Annotated in this window: 19 protein-coding genes; 2 read left to right on the top strand and 17 right to left on the bottom strand. The window is 69.0% G+C overall.

Annotated elements, in window-relative coordinates; genetic code table 11:
- Positions 1-2 precede the first annotated feature (2 nt).
- The gene (gene mycP, locus ACFTS5_RS18560; RefSeq protein WP_378632340.1) at positions 3-1,415 is read right to left on the bottom strand and encodes a type VII secretion-associated serine protease mycosin; all 1,413 of its coding nucleotides are present in this window, start codon (positions 1,413-1,415) and stop codon (positions 3-5) included.
- The gene (gene eccD, locus ACFTS5_RS18555; RefSeq protein WP_378632338.1) at positions 1,412-2,872 is read right to left on the bottom strand and encodes a type VII secretion integral membrane protein EccD; all 1,461 of its coding nucleotides are present in this window, start codon (positions 2,870-2,872) and stop codon (positions 1,412-1,414) included. The genes mycP and eccD overlap by 4 nt, the downstream gene beginning before the upstream one ends.
- A 157-nt stretch (positions 2,873-3,029) precedes the next feature.
- Here eccD and eccA point away from each other — a divergent pair, with 157 nt between their 5' ends.
- Positions 3,030-4,871 (top strand): type VII secretion AAA-ATPase EccA, encoded by a 1,842-nt coding sequence (gene eccA / locus ACFTS5_RS18550; RefSeq protein ID WP_378632337.1) that lies wholly within the window; start codon positions 3,030-3,032, stop codon positions 4,869-4,871.
- A gap of 50 nt (positions 4,872-4,921) precedes the next feature.
- Here the strand turns inward: eccA and eccB are convergent, their stop codons facing one another.
- Positions 4,922-6,430, bottom strand: a complete 1,509-nt coding sequence (eccB, locus tag ACFTS5_RS18545; protein ID WP_378632335.1) for a type VII secretion protein EccB — start codon at positions 6,428-6,430, stop codon at positions 4,922-4,924.
- A gap of 118 nt (positions 6,431-6,548) precedes the next feature.
- Between eccB and eccE the strand changes: the two genes are divergently transcribed.
- The gene (gene eccE, locus ACFTS5_RS18540) at positions 6,549-8,288 is read left to right on the top strand and encodes a type VII secretion protein EccE (RefSeq protein WP_378632334.1); all 1,740 of its coding nucleotides are present in this window, start codon (positions 6,549-6,551) and stop codon (positions 8,286-8,288) included.
- A gap of 307 nt (positions 8,289-8,595) precedes the next feature.
- Here the strand turns inward: eccE and ACFTS5_RS18535 are convergent, their stop codons facing one another.
- From ACFTS5_RS18535 to ACFTS5_RS18470, 14 genes are all read right to left on the bottom strand, one after another.
- Complete coding sequence (locus ACFTS5_RS18535) at positions 8,596-8,889, bottom strand: WXG100 family type VII secretion target (protein ID WP_378632332.1); 294 nt, start codon at positions 8,887-8,889, stop codon at positions 8,596-8,598.
- A 32-nt stretch (positions 8,890-8,921) separates the two neighbouring features.
- Positions 8,922-9,251, bottom strand: coding sequence for a WXG100 family type VII secretion target (locus ACFTS5_RS18530; RefSeq protein WP_101464399.1), 330 nt, complete (start codon positions 9,249-9,251; stop codon positions 8,922-8,924).
- A 42-nt stretch (positions 9,252-9,293) separates the two neighbouring features.
- A complete protein-coding gene (locus tag ACFTS5_RS18525; protein WP_378632328.1) occupies positions 9,294-10,085 on the bottom strand; it encodes an ESX secretion-associated protein EspG in 792 nt (263 codons plus the stop codon).
- Positions 10,082-11,062, bottom strand: coding sequence for a PPE domain-containing protein (locus ACFTS5_RS18520; protein WP_378632325.1), 981 nt, complete (start codon positions 11,060-11,062; stop codon positions 10,082-10,084). Before ACFTS5_RS18520 ends, ACFTS5_RS18525 begins: the two co-directional genes overlap by 4 nt.
- Positions 11,062-11,364, bottom strand: coding sequence for a PE family protein (locus ACFTS5_RS18515; protein ID WP_358062216.1), 303 nt, complete (start codon positions 11,362-11,364; stop codon positions 11,062-11,064). Before ACFTS5_RS18515 ends, ACFTS5_RS18520 begins: the two co-directional genes overlap by 1 nt.
- A gap of 28 nt (positions 11,365-11,392) precedes the next feature.
- Entirely contained in the window at positions 11,393-12,730 is a 1,338-nt protein-coding gene (locus ACFTS5_RS18510; RefSeq protein ID WP_378632322.1) for a hypothetical protein, read from the bottom strand.
- Positions 12,731-12,762: 32 nt separating this feature from the next.
- On the bottom strand, positions 12,763-13,074 hold the full coding sequence (locus ACFTS5_RS18505; RefSeq protein WP_378632320.1) for a type VII secretion target: 312 nt from the start codon (positions 13,072-13,074) through the stop codon (positions 12,763-12,765).
- 100 nt (positions 13,075-13,174) lie between these two features.
- A complete protein-coding gene (locus ACFTS5_RS18500; protein ID WP_378632317.1) occupies positions 13,175-13,471 on the bottom strand; it encodes a YbaB/EbfC family nucleoid-associated protein in 297 nt (98 codons plus the stop codon).
- 25 nt (positions 13,472-13,496) lie between these two features.
- Positions 13,497-13,829, bottom strand: coding sequence for a hypothetical protein (locus ACFTS5_RS18495; protein WP_378632314.1), 333 nt, complete (start codon positions 13,827-13,829; stop codon positions 13,497-13,499).
- A gap of 29 nt (positions 13,830-13,858) precedes the next feature.
- A complete protein-coding gene (locus tag ACFTS5_RS18490) occupies positions 13,859-14,641 on the bottom strand; it encodes an ESX secretion-associated protein EspG (RefSeq protein WP_378632312.1) in 783 nt (260 codons plus the stop codon).
- Positions 14,638-16,395 (bottom strand): hypothetical protein, encoded by a 1,758-nt coding sequence (locus ACFTS5_RS18485; RefSeq protein WP_378632309.1) that lies wholly within the window; start codon positions 16,393-16,395, stop codon positions 14,638-14,640. The genes ACFTS5_RS18490 and ACFTS5_RS18485 overlap by 4 nt, the downstream gene beginning before the upstream one ends.
- 175 nt (positions 16,396-16,570) lie before the next feature.
- The gene (locus tag ACFTS5_RS18480) at positions 16,571-17,047 is read right to left on the bottom strand and encodes a YbaB/EbfC family nucleoid-associated protein (RefSeq protein ID WP_378632306.1); all 477 of its coding nucleotides are present in this window, start codon (positions 17,045-17,047) and stop codon (positions 16,571-16,573) included.
- A gap of 97 nt (positions 17,048-17,144) precedes the next feature.
- On the bottom strand, positions 17,145-18,344 hold the full coding sequence (locus tag ACFTS5_RS18475) for a hypothetical protein (protein ID WP_378632304.1): 1,200 nt from the start codon (positions 18,342-18,344) through the stop codon (positions 17,145-17,147).
- A gap of 16 nt (positions 18,345-18,360) precedes the next feature.
- The gene (locus ACFTS5_RS18470) at positions 18,361-19,110 is read right to left on the bottom strand and encodes a toxin-antitoxin system YwqK family antitoxin (protein WP_378632301.1); all 750 of its coding nucleotides are present in this window, start codon (positions 19,108-19,110) and stop codon (positions 18,361-18,363) included.
- Positions 19,111-19,127 lie beyond the last annotated feature (17 nt).

Genomic DNA, 19,127 nt, shown 5'->3' with positions numbered 1-19,127 from the left:
CTCTACTCCTCGAATTCCTGATTGAGGTCAACACCGCGGCGGCGGAACGGGAACCCGAACGCGGCGCCGATTCCCAAGGCGGCCAACAGGAACAGCGATCCGGCGATCGCGACCTGGCGCGGCCGGGAATCCGGTTCCGGCGCCGCGTAGGGTTCGGCGATCGGATGGCCGACGTCGGCGCCCCTGCTGGGCGGCTCGGCGGACAACGGCGCGGTGAGCGCCGCGAGCGGGTCGATCAGACCGGCGCCGATGGCATCGTCACGGCCGCGCCCCGGTGCGTGCGCGGTGCGGGTGATCCGTTCGATCACCTGCTGGGCGGACAGTTCCGGGAAGCGTGACCGGATCAGCGCGGCCAATCCGGCGACATACGGTGCGGCGAAACTGGTTCCGTCGACCGGCTGCACACCCTCCATCGTCTGTACGCCGTCGACCAGCCCGGTGCCACCGGGCTTGCTGTCCAGCGACACGATGTTGCGGCCGATCGCGGCGGCCCCGACCCACGGCCCGCGCAGCGACAGCGCCGAGGGCTGGCCGTCGGCGTCGACCGAACCGACCGACAGCACGTACGGGGTGAACCACGCCGGGGACGGGACAGTGGTCACCGAACTCCAGCCGGATCCCTCGTTCTGGTTCTGGCACGGCCCGCCCTGCTCCACATTGCCCGCCGCCGCCACGACCACCACATTGCGGTCGTAGGCGTACTTCACGGCAGCGCCGAGCGCGCCGTCGGCGGTATTGGAACCGGCTGCGGTGCAGGCCACTTCGGAGATGTTGATCACGGTGGCGCCCATGTCCACCGCGCGCACGACCGCACCGGCGAGGGTGAGCACACTGCCGTAGCCGTCGCTGCGCAGCGCACCGTCCTCCTTGACCGAACCGGCCCGGTCCTTGCGGTCGTAGGCGAGGCTGAGCTGGCGGATGGCCAGGATCTCCGCGTCCGGGGCCACCCCGACGAACGCGTCGTCGGGTGAGGGCCGGGCGGCGATGATGCCCGCCACCAGTGTGCCGTGGCCGTCGCAGTCGACGGTGCCGTCGGTATCGCTCACGTAGTCACCGCCCGCTTGCAGCGCGGGCAGGCGCGGATGCCGGTTGACGCCGGTATCGATCACGGCCACCTTCTGCCCGGCACCCCGGCTGAACTGCCAGGCCGAGGGCAGATCGAGGACCTGCTGCGACATCGGCGGTTCGACCGGCGCGTTGCCGCGCAGCACCGGTTCGGCGCACAGTTCGCGCTGTTCGGTCGCCTCCAGCGGAGCCGGTCTACCGCTCAGCGCCAAGGCGGCGTCGAGCGCGCCCGGATCGATCCGGGGCGGGGCGATGGCGCCCGCCGGCATCGGGAATCCGGCGACGGTGCCGAGCACGGTCGCCGCACAGGTGAGCCGCAGCAGCGCGCGCCGCATGGCTGCGCCGGTCATATGTTGCGGGCGGTCGAGTACACATCCATCACCCACAGCGCGAGCGGGATCATCGTGATGATCAACAGGTACTCGAAGATCTCGATCATCCGCCGCGTCACCGGTGTCACTTCGACATGGGGTCCGATGACGCCGAACCCGATGACAGCACCCGCGGTCGCCAACAGCAGTGCCACCGCGACGAATTCGAGCGATTCGTGGCCGAGGCCGAGGCCGGAGAGCAACGCGAGCAGGGTGAGCGCGCCCGCGATGATCAGCGTGGCGGCCTGCACCAGGTCGGCGTAGGAGCGACCGCGCAGACACAGCACGATCCCCGCGACCGCCGCGAGGGCGACGCCGCCGGAGTGGAACGAGCCGAACGGGTCGGCCGCGCCGACGGCACCGATCAGCGCGGCGAGCGCGCAGGCGACGACGAGCCCGGTCTGGATCTGATTCGCGACCCGGGCGCGTTCGCCGAGCCCGGCCGCCGAGGGCAGCGCGATCGCGCCGACCGCGCCGACACCCTCGATGGTGGGCCGCTGTTCGTGATCGGCGGGGTCGATCGCCCCGCCCGCGGTCGGCACCGGCGGAATCGGCAGCCGTGCCGTCACCGCGGCCAGCCGTGGCACCGACGACAGCAGCATCACCGCTGCCACGAGCACCCCGGCGAACAGCTTGGCCAGCCCCGGATGCCAGATCAGATAGATCGCACCCGACACCGCGCCGAACACGCTGAGCGTGATCGCGGCGGCGAACAATCCGGCTCCGATTCCGGTGACCCGATACCCGATCACCGCGGCGACCAGGAGCATCACGCTGCCGAGCAACAGGCTGCCCGCCCCGAGCACGCCTGGCACCACCAGCGCACCACCGCCGAACAACAACAGCAGCGCGTCCAGCGAAAGCCAGTTCGCGGTAATCGAATCCGTGAATTTCCGCGCGGCGATTCCGGCCGCCGCGGACGCGGCGATCCCGGTGCCGAGCAGTGCGAACGCCGGGGCGAGCGGATCGGTGTGGGTGCGCGAGACGATCAACAGCGCGAGTGCGGCGATGATCGAGACGGTCGCCAGCACGAGCCCGGTCCAGCGGGCCGCCGATCCGGACCAACCGCGGAACTCGCCTGCGGTGAGCCGGGATACGGCGTCGATGACGTCGTCGAACAGCGCGGGTGACTCCCGGCGGGTCACCGGGCTCAGCACCAGCAGCTCACCGTCGTAGACCTCGGCCTCGGTGAGCGTGCGGCTCGGTGCGAGCGGGTCCTGCCCGAGTCGCGCCAGCGTCCAGTGCTGGGCGCGGATCGGAGCGGAGTCCTCGTCGCCTTCGGGCAGGCGCGGATCCCGCGAACGGATCAGCGCCACCAGATCACCGATGAATCCGGCGATCGGAACCGTGGCGGGCAGACCTATGTCGAGCTGCGTATCACCCCCGATCACTGAAACTCGGCATAGTTCGGGCTCATTGCCTAACAACGTCGACACCAGTGATGAACTCTCAGTCGTAGCTGACTACTTCCGTTGCGACCACACGGCAGCGTTACCTAATCTAACGGACAGGGCAAACCGGCGCGATCGAAGTCCTGCCGCCGGATTGAACACCAGCTGTCCATCAGAGGAAGATTTCGGGGTCCGACACCACATGCCAGACATTCGCCAGGCTCAACGCGCCTTCGACGCGGGCGTCCTCTCGCTCGGTCTGTCCATCGACGGTCAGGAGTCCGCGCGCGACGAGGAGTACGCGAAGCTGGCCTTCCAGCGCGCGACGGAATGGGACTCCTCGATGTGCGACGCGTGGCTCGGCCGCGCGGCAGCCGGCGAGGTGACCAAGGAGGTGCTGTTCAATCTGCACCGCACCAGCCTTGATTCACTCGGCCGCGAGCAGCGCAGGATCGGCCTGGCACCCCGCGCCATGGCCGGGCGCTTCCTGCCCGGGCTCTACATCGACTACCCGCTGGCCGGGCTCACCGAGATCTGGCTCGCCTGGGCATCGCAGCTGATCGCGGACACCGACTACGACCAGGCCGAGCAGGTGCTCGACGAACTGGCGAAGCTGCGCGGCGGGCGCGCCGACGACCCCGACAAGCAGATCGACGATCGGATCAGCGCCTACATCCGCGGCATCCTGCACTACAACACGCAGCGCTGGTCGGATGTGATGACCGTGCTGGCCGGTTCGGAAAGCTGGAAAGACCCCTATCTGGCCACCGGCGCGAACGTGATGGTGGGCACCGCCTGCGCGCAGCTGGGATTGTTCGGCGAGGCGATCCGGCGGATGGAACAGGCTGAGGCGGGCCCGATTCCGTCGGCCAAGTTCACCGCCATGTACAACCGCGGCCTGTGCCTGCGGGAATCGGGCAACGAGGCCGAGGCCCAGAAGCTGTTCGAGCAGGTCTACTCGCAGCTGCCCGATTTCGCCGCCAACACGACCGCCATGCGCGACCGCACCTTCCGGATCGTGGTCACCAGCCGCGAGGTGATCGACGCGCGCACCGACAAGTGGGATGCCGGCTCGGCGCCGACCCTGGCGTCGATGAACGAGGCCGCCGCGGAGGACCGTGCGAAGACCGTGCTCGCCGAGGCACGCGCACAGCTCGACAAGCAGGTCGGACTGGCCTCGGTGAAGAACCAGGTGGCCAAGTTGCAGTCCTCGGCGCAGCTGGCCAAGATCCGCGCGGGCAAGGGCCTGTCGAGTCAGTCCCGTGGTCAGCACCTGGCCTTCACGGGTCCGCCCGGTACCGGTAAGACCACCATCGCGCGGGTGGTCGCCAAGATCTATTGCGGTGTCGGACTGTTGAAGACCGACAAGGTGGTCGAGGCCAAGCGTGTCGACTTCGTGAGCCAGAACCTCGGCGGCACGGCGATCAAGTCCGAGAAGCTGATCGACAGCGCGATGGACGGCGTGCTGTTCATCGACGAGGCCTACACGCTGATCCAGACCGGGCTTTCGGGCGGTGACGCGTTCGGTCGCGAGGCCGTGGACACGCTGCTGGCGCGCATGGAGAACGACCGCGACCGCCTCGTGGTGATCATCGCCGGGTACGACGGTGAGATCGACCGGCTGCTCGCCGCCAACGACGGCTTGGCCTCCCGTTTCGCCAAGCGTCTGCAGTTCCCGTCGTACACCGCCGCCGAACTCGGGCAGATCGGCGAAATCGTCGCCAACAGCCGGGATTCACAACTGTCGCCGGAGTCGCTGGCCACCCTGATCGAGACCTGCGACTACCTCTACAACCTGGAGAGCACCGACCAGAGCGGGCAACCGCGCCGCGGTGTGGACCTGGCAGGCAACGGTCGCTTCATCCGCAATGTGATCGAGTCGGCGGAAGAGGAACGCGAATTCCGGCTGGCCAATACCGAGGGGCTGGATCTGGCCGAGGTCGACGACGACGTGCTGATGCGCATCGAGGAGCCGGACATGCGGACCGCGCTCGCCGGGATCGTCGCCACCCTCAATATCGGACAGATCCCGAACCTGAGCTGAACGCCGAAGGGGGGCCCGGTGCGAATGCGCGCCAGGCCCCGCTCTTTCGGCTACTTACTGGCCGAGGGCAGCGAATCGTAGCTGGTCAGCGCATCTTTCGCGGACAGCGTCGGGCCGGGGACGAGCTGGCCGATGATCGACCACGGCGCGAGCTTCGGCTTGTCCCCGAGGCCGAGCACCGCGGCGGTACCGGCGTCGGGGATGCCGTAGCGAATCCCGTTGTCGGCCACATAGAACAGCGATTCCCGCCGCAAGCTCCCGGGCTCGACGCCGGTGACCTGGACGAATTCGCCGGTACTCGGCGCCAGGTACACGGCATCCATTCGGTTGCCCGAACCGTCGGCGGTCGCGAGCGTCACCGGCTTGGCCGATCCGGCCAGCGGTAGTTTCGTTCCGGCGAGCAACGTCACCGTGGCGCGTTCGGTCGGCCCGTCCACCGACTTGCCCTGCGCGGTGGCCTCACCGGGATCCTTGGCCCAGTTCACACATGCCACGGGGGCGTCCTCGGCGGACAGGATCCGCGGCTTGTGCTCGGGGAAGGCGTCGATCGGCAAGGTGTGCAGCATCGGCATCCGGTCGAGCACATCCGGCGCCAGTTCGGCGATCTCGCGCATCCCCCGCGAATCGGCGTTGCGCAGCAGGTCGGCGGTGAACTCCGAGACGCGCTGTACGCCGTCGGCGAGCACCACGTACATCGTCTCCTTGCCCGCGGCCTCCACGCCGGTCACCGAGATGATCCCGCCGATCGGCACATTCGACAGTTTGCCGGGGCCGGGTTCGCCCGCGCGCTCGATGGCCGGCACGGCGAGCGGCGGGGCCTGAGTGGTGGCGCCGAGCACCGCGCTACCGATCGGGCGGACCTGCTGACCGGTCAGCCCGAGGGTCCGGGCGAGCACCGAGTTGGTCGGGTCGACCTCGGCCCGCGCGCCCTTGTACAGAAGGAAGGTCTTGTCGCTGTGGCGCATCAGCATGGCGTCGTCGGCGCCGACCGCGCCGATCCGGTCGCCGGTCTCGAGCTTGCCGACGATGGCGGTGGTGAGGCCGCCGCCCGCGCCGGACGCGCTACCCGCGGCCGAGAGCGGGGTGGTCTCGCACAGCGTCCAATTCGAGCTCGAGCCCTGCTTGGAACCCGGCATGGCCGCCGGGGCGCCGGGAATGCCGAGCAGCGGACCACGTGGCATCGAACCGAGCTTGTCGTCCTTCACCGATTTCGGCGCCTGCGCGTCGCCGGCGATGAGCCGGGCCGAGGCCAGATTGAGCACCGGGTGGAGGGTCTTCTCGCCCTCTTTCGCCTCGACGACCACATACATGGCGCCGCTCTGCTTCCCGGTGACGATCAGCGCGTCGCCGATCGCGCCCTGTGGTTTCAGAAAGCCGAGGATGGCCGCCCCTGCCACGATGATCAGACCGAGGACCGCGCCGACCATCAGCGACCGGCTCTGCGACTTCATCGGATCGTGCAACATGCGCACGTCACGGCGGACCAGGGCATGGTCGAGCCTGCGTAGCAGAAAGCGATAACCATTGACCTGGGCTTTGGTTGTCAGCTGTGCCGGCACAGGGACTCCATTGCTGAGTTGATCACCATCTCGTCGGACACGGTACCGTAAATCCGGAACTTGTCCTTCACCATGATTCGACGTACGCCAAGCGGGGACAACGGCTTTGAACAACAGTATGAACGCCGGGCAAACCGGCAGCGCACACGTCTACGACACCCTGCGTGACCCGGAATTCTGGTTGTTCCGGATGTACCCGCTGCGTGCGTGTGTGCCCACCGCGATACTCGCGGCGATCGTGGCCTGGATCGTGCTGGCGACGACGGATTCGGTCTACGGCGCGATCGGCGGCGCCGCTTTCATGCTGTTGATCGGGCTCGTGCCGATCCGGCGACGGCCCCCGGCGGTCCGCATCGGTGACTGGCTGGCGCGTCGGCTGCGCGGCCGCGCCGACACCCTCGATCGGGCTCCCGCGTTCGACGTACCGCTGCCGGAGGGCGGCGGTTGCGGGGTGCGCTGGGACGGCGATCTGCTGCTCACCATGCTGCGGATCGACCCGCCGCCGGACACCCTCACTCTGCTGCGTCGCGGCTCGCTCAGTGCCGACCAGCTGCTCCCGCTCACCGAAGTGGCGCGCTGCCTCGAGCAATTCGATGTGGGGCTGGTGAGCATCGATGTGATCTCCACCGGCGCGCGCACCGCGGGCACCGGTGCGGCCGCACAGCTGTACAACCGGATTCTCGGCCCGCTGCCCGCCATCGCGCACCGCACCTGCTGGCTCGTGCTGCGCCTTGACCCCGTGGCCAACGCGACCGCGGTGGACAAGCGTGGCGGCGGTGCGACCGGTGCGCTGCGCACCATGATCATCGCCACCCGCCGGGTCGCGAATCGGCTGGCCACCCAGGGCATCGACGCCGCGGTGCTCACCGCGACCGAGATGAACAGCGCGCTGCGCGAACTGTCCTACGGCTTCGACCCGCTGCGGCTGACCGAGTCGGCGCACGGCCTGGAATCCGAGTACGGCAGGCATCTCACCCATTACCAGCTCACCGCACCGATGATCGGCACCAACGGACTGGCCGAGATCTGGTCGCTGCCCACGTTGTCGACCACCGTCACCCTGCGCCTGCATCCCGGCGCGGGCCGGATCGGCCGGGTGGACGACAAGGCGGGGACCGTCGTGCTCAACGCCGTCGTCCGCTTCGATTCGGTGGAGCCCTACGACAAGGCGCCGATCGCCGGGCTGCGCGAACTCCCGGGCAGCCAGCGCCGAATCCTGCTCGACACCTTGCCCATCGGCGCCGCCGACGCCCTCGGCGGCCGGGACGGCTACCGGGGCACCCTCACCGCACTCACCGACATCGCCGTGCCGACGACCGGCTGCGGCCAGCTGATCGGCGCCGACGAACGCGGCCAGGGCATCGCCGTCCCGCTGATCGGCGCGGGCACCCGCCATGTCGACGTGATCGGGAACCTGGACCTGGCTCAGCAGGTGGTCCTGCGGGCCACCGCGCTCGGCGCGCACGCCGTCGTGCACACCTCACGCCCGCAGGCATGGCAGTCGATGGTCGCCAATCTGGCCACCCCCCAACTGCTGTCGATCGCGCCGCGCGCCGCGGGCGCGACCCCACAGGCACCCCCCGGCCCGCCACCCGTCCCCGCGGCCCCGTACCCGACCACCACCGTCCTGGTGTTCGACGGCATCGCGCCGACAACCCATCTCGGCGGCGCGACCTTCGTCGAAATCCGCACCACCGAACGCGATCCGGACGCGCTGCCGCCCGACGTGACCCTCATCCAGGACCCGTACGCCCCGAACCGGATCACGGTCCGCACCAGCACCGGCAGTGCGACAGTGTCGATGGTGACCACCCCCGACGAAATGCACTACATCGGCGAATCACTCGCGGCCCGCTGAGAATTGCCCGACTTCACACCCAGTTCGGAAAACCGCACCGCGAACCCAGCACCAGCCACCCACCCGCACAACCGAACCCCCTACGGGCCGACCTCGCACAGGTCCACCCCGTACGAGCCCGACCCGCACAACCCAACCCCCACGGGGCCGACCTCTAGGAGGCCCTCGCCCGCGCAGCGGGCGTAGCGGCCCGGCCGCCCGAAAAACGGGGCGGGACAAAGTGCCGAAGGCACGAGTCCCGCCCCGTTTTTCGGGTGGCCCCTCAGGGGCCGCGCTCGAGCGCGCCAGCGCTCCAATAACTCAGCTCCTAGAAATCAGCGAAACCGTCGCCGACCTTGCCGTCGGCCTCGAGTGCGCGGTTCAGCGCGGACTCGACCTGAGCGGCGAGCTTGTCGAGCTTGTCGAGGGTGTCGGTCAGCTCGGTGGTGACGTTCTTGTGCGCGGTGTCGAAGGTCGAGATCGCCTGGTCACCCTGCAGGTTGTTGCGGAAATCCGAAGCGGCGCCCTCGAGTTCGTCGATTTCGCCCTTCATCTTCCCGCCGTAGGTCTGCAGGTCGCTGAACAGCTCGTTCATCGCCGCGGGATCATAAAGAATGGTCATGAGCTCAGTTCCTGTTCGTTTCTGATTCGCGGTCAGAGATTGGTGTAGCTGCTGCCGCCGCCGGTGGAACCACCACCGGACAGGCCTGCGCTGTCCATGTTCACCAGCGTGGACTTACCGGAGCTGACCGCTTCGGTGAGCCGGTCGAACTTCTTGTTCAGCGCGTCGGACTCGTCGTGCCAGGCCTGGGCGACCTTCACGAACTCGTCGGAGGCGTCACCCTTCCAGCCGCGGAGCACGGCCTGGGCGGCGTCATCGATCTGGCTGACCGACGTGCGGAGGTTGTTGATGCTGCCTTCGAGCTTGGAGACGACGCCGTCTACGCCGCCGGCTTCTACACCTACTGGTCCCTGAGGGGGCATGTGCCGAACCTTTCCTACTTGATGGTTGAAACGAGAGATGGCTTAATCTGGCCGCCACCCCCCACCGGGAAGCCCCTCGAGGAGCGCACCGATTGCCTGTGTGAGGCGGTGATCGGTGCCCGGCGTGATGGTCGACCACACCTGCCCGTCGGGCGCCGTCATCGGCGCTACGACGATCCGGCCGCGCGCGGTGTCGTACACCGCGACCGCGCCAGGGGCTCGGGTGGTCAGCCCGTCGTGGTGGACTACGGCGACGATCTCGGTGTAGCCATGGCAGGTGCCGAAGGCCGCGCCGAGCACGGTCGCCTGGTGCGCGTCGATACCGAGCGCATACATCGCGTCCACGTACTGGGAAGTTGTGTCGGCCGCGTCGAGGCGCGCCGCCAGGTCGTCGGCCGCGACGCTCACCGGCGCTACCTCGGCGGGCGCGCAGGTCGGCAGCGCGGCCAGTAGCAGGCGGGCGAGTTCGCGGTCGGATCCGTCGATGGCATCGGTGGCGATCTCGAAGGTCTCGCCGGTGCGTACCGCGCTGGCGTGACCGGAACCGCGGCGGGCCAGGCAGATTCGCCGCCTGCCGTCGTCACCGTAGCCACGGGCGACGAGTTCGGCGTCGGGCTGGGCCAGGGTGTGCAGCGCGCCCGCCAGGTCGGGTTCGACATCGCCGTAGCTGTCGAAGATGCCGGTGGCGGTGAGTTCGGCGACCGCGGCGTCGCGGGCCGCGCGCCAGGCGTCGAAGGTGTCCTGCTGCGGGCCGACGGCGAGCACCAGCGGCAGGGTCTGCACACCGAGCCGGTCGGCGACCGCGAGCAGCGCGTCGTTGGTGAGCGTGGTCATGGCCGTCCCTCCACGGTGGCGGTGGCGCCGGTCTGCGCGGCGGCTCGCTCGGCGACGCCGAGCACCGCGGGCGCGGCCTGGATCTCGCCTTCGGCGACCAGCTGGTCGGACTCCTCGTAGGCGAGGCCCGCGCGCGGGAAGCGGGCAGCCGAGTCCTGGCCTCCGCCCTGCGCCATCGCGCCGGGGACGAGCGGCGCGGACTGGCCGGCAGGGGTGGTGGTGACCGGGGCCGCCTGCGTCGTGGCATTCACCGTGGTCGCGGACTGAACGAAAGTCAGCGCACGGTACGCGGTTTGCACCGGAGCCGGCATCGACGGCAGCGCGCCGAGGCCGATCGCGCCGATCCCGGGCATCGCCCCGGCCGTCGGCGACGGCGACGCGCTCTGGCCCGACTTCTCGCCGGTGAGCGCGGCTTCCGGGGCGATCGGCGGCGGCGGCGCGTGCAACCACGGCGTCGCCAGCGGTTCGGTGGCCGCCTCGTAGCTGCGCATCACCCGGGAGGCAACGGCTTTGGCCATGTCGGCATCGGCGTCGGTCTGCGCCGCGATGGCCTTGATCGGCGCACCGAGGGCGGCGCCGACCTGTTCCAGCGCCTGCTGCATCGCCGTGATCGCGGCGATGTCGGCGGTATTGGGCATGGCGATGGCCGCCACCTCGTAGGCGAGGACCTGGGCTTGCATCCTGGCCGCGTTGGCGGTCGCGGCCGCCGCGGTCTCGAGCAACCACTCACGCAGCGTCGAGATCCGTTCCCACACGAGCTCGCTGCTCCCGGACTTCCAGGAACCACGCAAGGTCTGCAGCACCTGCTCGTAGTCGAGCACGGCCGCGCCGAAGGCCGCGGCGAGCCGCGTCCAGGCGGCGGCCGCGTCGGCCATCGGCATCGGTCCGGCACCGGCGGTGAGGTCGGTGGCGAGCTTGTCCGGCTCGCGCGCCTCCCACACCACTCCGGTGAAGCCGGGCTGCGGTGGTTCGATCATTATCCGTTGAAGCCGCTGGTGTTGTCGGTTTCCATCTGGTCGAACTCGCTCACCTGCGCGCGCAGGGTGGCGGCGAGCTTGTTCATCTCGTGCGCACCCGCCTCGGCTCCGGTCAGGTAGTCGTCGGCGACGCCGTTGGCCGTGTTCGCGGCGCGCACCGACACCTCCTCGGTACCGGCCGGTGCCACGTGCAGCGCCGGTGCCACGGCGGTCAGTTCGGTGGTGAGCCGGTCGGCGATGCCGTCCAGCGCTGCCGCGGCTTTGCTCGCCGCGGCCGAATCGAATTCGAAGGTGTTACTCATCTGCCACTCCTGTCATGGTCGTGCCGCGTCACAGTGAGAGTTCTTTGTCCGGCGGAGCTTCGGTGACCACCGGTTCGGCGGCGCCGACGACCGGGGTCGCCACCCCCGCGATCTGGCCGACGACTTCGTCGCCGTGATTTCCGGTGACCAGCTGCGAGTGCACGGCCTCGTTGCCGCCGCCCTCCACCGCGCGCGCCATCGGCATGCCCGCACCGGCACCGCCCATCGGCATCATTCCCGGCGACGAGCCGCCGGCCGATGCCGTGGTCATGTTCGCGCCGCCGGAGGTGGTGCCGCCCGCGCCACCGACCGCGCCGGTGGCACCCACGGTGGACAGACCACTGGCGCGACCGCCCTGCCACGGACTCAGTGGTGACGACGACGACCCGGCGCCGCCGATCGCACCGACCCCACCGATCGCACCGCCGCCCCCGCCTGCACCACCACTCGCGGCGGCCAGTTCCTCGGCGGATTCCTCACCGGTCGCGGAGATCTCGGTGCCGGTGGTCGTCGAGCCGGTGGTGCTGGTCGACAGCGAACTCACCTGTTCGGCCAGCGAACCGAGCGAGGAGACCGCGGTGCTCGCGGTGCTGATCAACGGCGTGATCAGGCTCATCAGCTGACTCAGCGACTCGCTGCCCGCGTCGACGCCGGACGGCGCGTTGGTCACCTCGACCTTCTCACCCGCCTGCACCATCTCGCCGCTGCGCGCCACCATCTCGGCCTTGGTCTCGGCGGTGATCGCCAGACCCTCCGCCATCGCCTCCATGGTCGCCGCGATCAGCACCGCCTGACCACCCGGGGTGAGCACGTAGAGCGGAGCGAGCGCCAGGGTGGCCGAGTACCGGGCGATCACCGCGGCCAGCTTGGCGCCGCCGACGGCGACATTGCCCGCCGCCTGGGCGAGCACGGCCTTCTCCTGGGTGCTCTGGGTGGCGAGCTTGGCGCCGTCGGCCTGGGCCGCGGTCGCCTTGGTGGTCGCCTCCGTCGCCGCGGAGCTCTGCCACAGCTGCATCACCGTCTGCAGCGCGGTCGAGCCGAGCGACATCACGGTCTCGAGCACCGAGGAGATATTCGTCAGTGCCTCAGCGGGATTGCTCGACGTGCCGGTGCCCGAGGTCGCGCCGGTGCTCCCGAGCGCGCCGGTGCCGAACGCGGAGGCCAGCTCGGTGAGTGGCTGCATCAGCGCCGTCAGATCGATCGTCGGCAGCGCGGGCATCTCCGGCAGCTGGATGAACTCGGGCAGCTCCGGCAGCTGCGGCAACCCCATCGAGCCGAGCACCTGACTCACCGGCTGATCGAGCATCGGCGCGAACGAACTACCGCGCAGCACCTCGAGCACAGTCGGATCGACCGACGCTGCCACGCCGGCCGAATCTCCCCCTGGATACGTCATCGCTACTGATCGACCGCCGAGATACCCAGCTTGGACGCGCCGTCGGCGCCCTCATAGGTAGCGGCGGCCTGGGTAGCGGTCAACGCGGTACCCGCGTGCACCGCGGCCAGCTGGGCCACCGAGGTGAGGTGGTTGGCCTGCGCGTACGCGAACGACATCAGGAATTCCTGGCCGATCAGGCCGAACACGGGCACCGCGGCGGCCATCGTGGCGACCTGGTCGACCGCGCCCGCCTGGGCGACCCCCGCCGCCATCGTGGCCGAGGCACCCGCGTACGCACGAACTGCGTCCGGAACTACCGCAACATGGTTCATGGCTATCGTCCAATCTCGAAACAGCCCATGGTGTTTCGTTACTTTATCTACCCGTCCGGCCCTGACACCACACAAATCTGCGGTGAAGATCAGTTGAATCTCACGTGCCTGCCCGGTTGTACGCCGTTACCAGCTCGGCTCGCTCACCGAAGGCGCGATGCGCGGCGGCCCGCGCGGTCTGTACCAGCACGCGCTCGAAATCAGCCGGTGACAACTTGGCGATCGCCGCGCTGAACTCGAGCCCGACCAGCGCGCCCGCGCCGTCGACCGTCACCGTCACCGCGCCGTCGGGCGAAACCTCCTGCGCCCGGATGCCGTTGGTGGCATCGGCCAGATCCTGCAACCGATAGAGCTGACCCTGCACCTTCGCGATCAGCTCGTCCATGGTCTCGACCATCGCCTTGTCCTCCCCTCTTCGCTCGCTAGACCGACCGCAGCCAGCTGTCCGGCTCGGTGTCGTATTCCTGCTCCTCGACGATTTCCGCCGCCGCGACCTCGGCCTCGGTGGGCAGTCCCGTCGCCGCCAGCAGCGCCGGGTCGAACCCCGCCTCCGCCAGCTGATTACGCCGTGCCAGACCCGCCCGCTTCGCCGACTTCTGGCACAACCGCAGGATCTCGGCGGCCAGCTCGGCCGGGTCGCGGCGGACCTGTTCGCGATCCACCGTGATCCCCACCGGCAGTCCCTGCTCGGTGGTACGCACCACGATCGCGCCCGTCACCGACGACGCGCTGAACTCGGTCGGAAACTCGTCCACAGCTCCCCCTTCCGTCTGGCCCGGCATCATTACGCCCGATCGTCCCTGATGGCTCTGACAACTTCCGCGATCTGAGTGTTGATCAGCGACACCACCCGCCTGCGATCGGCGCCGACAGCCACCCGCGGCGTGCCGGGCACCAGCACATAGCGACCGTCATCGGTCAGGTCGCGCCAGCCCAGCCGCAAGCGCACGATGCCGCGCGGACCGAATCGCGACCAGCCCTGCTCGATGTCGATGAAGCCGTCGCGGTCGAGCGGCGCCTGCTGAAAGGTCAACGTCCGCACCGCGGCATCGTCGTCGTAGTGCTGAACCAGCGAGCGGCCGTACGAGTGATCGAGCTGGTCGTCGGCCGGTTCGTCGAGGCGGATCTCCTGGCTGCGCCCCGCGTCCGCCTGGGGCAGGTGGCCTGCGACGACGTCACCGAGGGACAGCGCATCATGGCGGGTGATCACGAATCCCTCAGCGTGGTACAGGGTTCGGCCAGGGCGCTGGCGCACCAGATAGCCCACGTCGCCCTTGCGCGCGGCGAGCATACGCACCGAGAACGCGGGATCGGTGAGTCGCTCACCACCGCCGTACCCGCGCACGATCAGCCGGATATCGGGATGCGTGAGCACCTCGATGATGTCGTCGAGCTCGTGCCCCCAGCGCTGCTTGATCGTCATCCAGTTGTGCTTCAGCGTGAACTCCGCCTCATCGGAGGTGCTCGGCTCACTGCTGTGGATGAACGGGTCCGGCATGTACTCCTCGTCGATGCCTGCCCACAGCGCATCGAACTCGTCGCCGGTGAATTCCCAGGTGGGCGTCACTGTTCCACCACCGGCCTCGCGACGATCGGCGCGTCACCGAGCGCTTCGTCCAGGTGGGTCGTCGAGTCGAGGTAGTCGGCCCGCTTGTGTTCCTTCTGCTGGCCCTGACCACCGCCGGCGCCACCCATCGGCGACATCGGCATACCACCCATCGGCGAGCCGGCCGCCGACGACGCGACGCCCGTGCGGAAGCCCTCCATGCCCGTGGTGGCCGAAGCTCGCGGGAACAGCTTGGACGCGCTGTCCAGGCTCGGCGACAGCGGCGCGGCGCCCGCACCGGCGCCACCGCCGCCGGAACCCGAGCCTCCGCCGCCACCGCCGCCCTTGCTCGCCGCGCTGAGCGCCTTCTTGGCCTGGTCCTGCAGGGAACCGAGCGCCGCGGAGCTCGGAATACCCGCCAGGGCACTCTGTTCCGCGGCCGAGGTCGCCTGTTCCACGGCCGACTGCGCGGCGGAACTGGCCTGTTCGAGACCGGATTGCAGGGCCGAGGTCAGTTGATCGGTCGAGGACGACCCCGTCGAACCCGTCGAACCGGTCGACCCCAGCGAGCCGTTGCCCGTGGTATCCCCGCTGCCGTTACCCAGCTGGCTACCGGACTTCTGTTCCTGCAGCTCCGCCATGGCCTTCTTGAACGCGGCGGAGGTGTCGCCCGAACCCGACCCGCTCCCCGAACCGGAGCCGCTCCCGCTGCCGTTTCCGGAGCCGTTCCCACTGCCGTTGCCGTTGCCGTTTCCGTTCCCGTTGCCGGTTCCGTTTCCGGAGGACGGCGCGGTCGGATCAGGCAGCGTGGGAATGTGGCTCGTAGTGCTGTTGAGTCCGGGAACGTAGGTGTTCCACATGACCTGGCGACCGTTCTTGGCGCAGGCCTCCTTGTCGGCCTGTGCCTGCGAGCCGTTGGGATCGGAGTAGCACCGGGGCAACATGAGCGCGGTCGCCAGCCCTTTGGAGGTGGCATTGATCCAGCCGACGGTGTAATCCAGCGCTGCGGCCACCTGTTTGGTCTGATCGACCAGCAGTCCGTTGGCCTCGTGGTAGGCCGACATCGCCGACATGGCGCGCGTGGCGCCGCCCGGGCTGGTCCAGCTCTTCTTGCTCGCTTCGACTTTGGCGTTCAGGTCGTCGAAACCCGTTTTCAGCCAACCTGCCAGCCTGCCCCAATACAACGCGGTGTGGGCCAGATTTCCGGGCACCGTCGACAGCGAATTCATGATCGCCTGGAGTTCGTTGTAGTTGTAGCCGCCGGGGCCCTCCGCCTTCATTCCGGCCGGATCGAAGGTCTTGCCATCGGACAGGACCTTCGGCAGGTTGACCGCGGTCGCCACCGCCGGGAATTGGAGGACCGTGGGCGGCAGCGGCGTCTTGGCCATGCCGGCGCTTCTGCCCTGCTCGATCTTGGTACGCAGCGCGTCCAGATCCACCTTGCTGCCGTCCTCGGCGCCCTTGTAATGCCGGGCCGCGTCGAGAAAGGTGTTGGCGACATTGTCGAGGACCGTCTCGTGCTTACCGAGTACGGTCTGCAGCTGACCGGCCTTGCCTTCGAACTGCTTCGACAGTTGTTTGCCCGACTCCAGTGAGGAGAACTCGGGCAGGTTCGAGACCATGTCCACCTGGGATTTCACCGAGTTGACCCAGTAACGCGCGTTGTTGGCGGCTTCGACCAGGTTCGGCAACGCCGACGGCTCGAGCATCAGCGATCCGTCCGAGGCTGCCGAACGCAGCCCCGCCCACTGATCCTGCGCCGATGGTCCCGTCATGAAGTCGACCCTCCCTGTCCGTACCGGTGTCGCCTCGCGCCCCGCCTGGCACCGCTACCACGACACCGCCGATTCGCACGGCTTGCTAACGATTCTACGGTCTGTCACATGAATTACGCATGTACAGCAGCGATCTCACTGGTGGCGATGGTTCGACCATCTCCGGCCATCGCGATCACCAGCCCGCGTCGGTAGCGGGCCGCGACGGATCTCGGGATCCGTCTTCGTCGTCGGTCGAGAGTCGTTCCCGCTCAGGCGAGTTGGGCGGCTCCAGCGAGGCTTCCACCGGCTGCGGAATCGCGAAACCGTCCATGTCGTCGACCAATTCGGTGATCTTCGGCAGGCGGGCGCGTTCGCTCTGGATCGGCGCCATCAGCGCCTGTGTCTTGCGGGCCACCTCCACCGAGGCCTGCTGCGCGGCCTCGGTCACGGCCTTGGCGATCTCGGTGTAGGTGAGGTCGTCGATGTCGGGGGTGAACTTCGTCTCGATGACTTTGTAGTCGGCGTTGACCGTCACCGTCACCCGTTTGCGCACGGTGGCGCTGGCGATGATCTTGGCGCGGTCCTGCTGGACCTGCGCGATCGCACGCATCTGGGTCTGGACAGTCTCGAGGATGTCCGCCATCTGTGCCTTGGCGTGCTCGTTGGCCATTCCCGGTTCCCTCCGACTCGCGGGCCGTCGCGCCCAACCCGTCGGTTAGCGAGCACACCACAACTGCCACACCCACGCAACAGCACGACGCCGTAGGTCAGGTCGCCAGGCCGACGGTGTGGGTGCCCGCCGAACCGGCGAGATTCAGCTGGAACCACGCGGAATCGACGTTGTAGACATCGTCGGGAAAGACGCGGGTGAACGCCTCCCTGGCCACAGCCCCACGCTCGGCGGCCTCGACCAGGCCGGGGACCGCTTCCTTCTGCGCCTGACCCGCTTTCGCGCCGAGCAAGCCGGTCAGCACGTCGACGACAGTCCTGGTGTCCCACATCCCGGGGACGGCGGACGTGAGCGCGTCGGCGCCCGCCGACGCGCCCCGATACCAGCGGCCGCCCTCCCACCAGTAGCAGAAACTCAGCAGACCGTTCTCGGCGCGGCGGTTGATCACCGGCTCGGCGACCCAGTCGGGGGCCCCGAGAAAGAACTGCGGCATCGGGAGGTCTTTGTTGTAGACGGCATCGAGTTCCGGTGCGTCCCATACCCCGCCGGAGAGCACCGCACGATCGCCCGGGAGCAGACACAGGGTGGAGCCGCTGTGTTTCGAGCCCTCGAAGACGTGGAAGGCCGGTGTCACGCGCGGCCCCCACTTGGAGCCGATCGCGACGAACGCGGCGGCGATCAGCGCCCACCGGCGGGCCAGGAGATCGAGCGGCGGGAATTCCACGTCCGGCGCCGACCCGATGGCGGTGCGGCCCGCCGCGGTATCGGCACGCGCCTGCTCGGCCGCGGCCAGCGGCGTGCGGATCTGCCGGTTACCGTGACCGATGTAGGCGGCCAGCCAGATCGGCAGCCGATCGCGCGGATAGATCTCGATGTCGGTGCGGTACACCGTCGGCGGGAAGAGCTGGTCGTCCGGGAACGGGTCGTCGCCGTAGTCGAATTCGACGTTCATCCGGCCCGCGTTGCTCAGCGTGAGCAGGTAGCGCCACCACGGCCCGTCGCCCATCGACGCGGACAGGTGCCGGTGCTCACGCAGCAGATCCAGCAGTTCCGGGCTCGGGAACACCCGGGCGAAACGCTCCTGCTCATCGTGGAACACGACCATCGACACCTCGGCCGCCGCCGTCAGCGCGAAGGAAGCCTCGACCTTGGTCCAGCCCGGCGGACCCAGCGCCGCCAGCGTTTTCGCGATGCGATGACTCAGGGCGGCGGCCCGATCCGTGATCCCGTCGTCGTCGGCCACCACCGTGGTGAGGGTGAATCCGACATCGGGATCCCCGGCCAGCTCGTCAGCCACTGCGCACTCCTGTTGCCTAGTCCTGGTTCTCGCCGTACCGCGCGGTCACGGTGCCTGCCTCGTCCCACACGGTCCGGGTGAGCAGCGCGCCGTCGGGGGCGAAAACGGTTTCTTCCTTGCGATTCCCGGTGGGGAACCAGGTGCGCCAGCGGCCCACCTCGTGCCGATCGGCGTACTCGCCGGTGTAGCGCGGGGTGCCGTCGAGGTACCAGCCGCGCGTCGGGCCGTCGGGGTAGCCGTCGGTGTAGCCGGCCAGTTCGGTGATGGGGCTGCTCGGTGCCGGGCGGCGGAACTGCCTGCCGGTGAACGGCTCGTCGCCGTAGTACAGACGGCCTTCCTCGTCGTCCCAGCGGAACGCGGGATCGTCCGCGGGCAACGCGTCGGCCGCGATGCCCTTGCGGGTGCGCTCGTCCTCGAATTCGATCACCTCGCCCGCCTGGTTCCAGACCGAGTGGGTGAGCAGCGTGCCCTCGATGTCGTAGACGTCCTCCAAGCGGCGGGCGCCGTCGGGATACCACTCCTGCCAGGTGCCCACGGGCCGGTTGCGGTAGAACTCGCCGTTGTAGCGCATGGTGCCGTCGGGGTACCAGCCCGTCCAGTCACCGTCGCGGTCGCCGTCGTCGTAGCTCCAGTACTCGCGCCAGCTGCCGTCGGGGCGGGTCTGGGTCACCGCGCCGCTGTAGGGCTCACCCCGATACGACAACCTGCCGGTCGCCGCGTCGATCGCCACATCCGGATCGCTCAGTTCGATCGGATCGTCACTCACCTTCGAAACCTCTCCGA

The organism is Nocardia sp. NPDC056952, from assembly GCF_042674185.1.
Taxonomy (GTDB): domain Bacteria; phylum Actinomycetota; class Actinomycetes; order Mycobacteriales; family Mycobacteriaceae; genus Nocardia.
This window is presented reverse-complemented; position numbering and strand designations above follow the sequence as displayed.

What these genes read in the sequence shown, in the direction of transcription:
- ACFTS5_RS18530 (WP_101464399.1), bottom strand. Translation starts at nt 9,251, where the DNA reads ATGCCCCCTCAGGGACCAGTAGGTGTAGAAGCCGGCGGCGTAGACGGC.
- ACFTS5_RS18505 (WP_378632320.1), bottom strand. Translation starts at nt 13,074, where the DNA reads ATGAACCATGTTGCGGTAGTTCCGGACGCAGTTCGTGCGTACGCGGGT.
- ACFTS5_RS18485 (WP_378632309.1), bottom strand. Translation starts at nt 16,395, where the DNA reads ATGACGGGACCATCGGCGCAGGATCAGTGGGCGGGGCTGCGTTCGGCA.
- ACFTS5_RS18480 (WP_378632306.1), bottom strand. Translation starts at nt 17,047, where the DNA reads ATGGCCAACGAGCACGCCAAGGCACAGATGGCGGACATCCTCGAGACT.
- ACFTS5_RS18515 (WP_358062216.1), bottom strand. Translation starts at nt 11,364, where the DNA reads ATGAGTAACACCTTCGAATTCGATTCGGCCGCGGCGAGCAAAGCCGCG.
- ACFTS5_RS18535 (WP_378632332.1), bottom strand. Translation starts at nt 8,889, where the DNA reads ATGACCATTCTTTATGATCCCGCGGCGATGAACGAGCTGTTCAGCGAC.
- eccE (WP_378632334.1), top strand. Translation starts at nt 6,549, where the DNA reads ATGAACGCCGGGCAAACCGGCAGCGCACACGTCTACGACACCCTGCGT.
- ACFTS5_RS18525 (WP_378632328.1), bottom strand. Translation starts at nt 10,085, where the DNA reads ATGACCACGCTCACCAACGACGCGCTGCTCGCGGTCGCCGACCGGCTC.
- eccA (WP_378632337.1), top strand. Translation starts at nt 3,030, where the DNA reads ATGCCAGACATTCGCCAGGCTCAACGCGCCTTCGACGCGGGCGTCCTC.
- ACFTS5_RS18520 (WP_378632325.1), bottom strand. Translation starts at nt 11,062, where the DNA reads ATGATCGAACCACCGCAGCCCGGCTTCACCGGAGTGGTGTGGGAGGCG.
- mycP (WP_378632340.1), bottom strand. Translation starts at nt 1,415, where the DNA reads ATGACCGGCGCAGCCATGCGGCGCGCGCTGCTGCGGCTCACCTGTGCG.
- ACFTS5_RS18500 (WP_378632317.1), bottom strand. Translation starts at nt 13,471, where the DNA reads ATGGTCGAGACCATGGACGAGCTGATCGCGAAGGTGCAGGGTCAGCTC.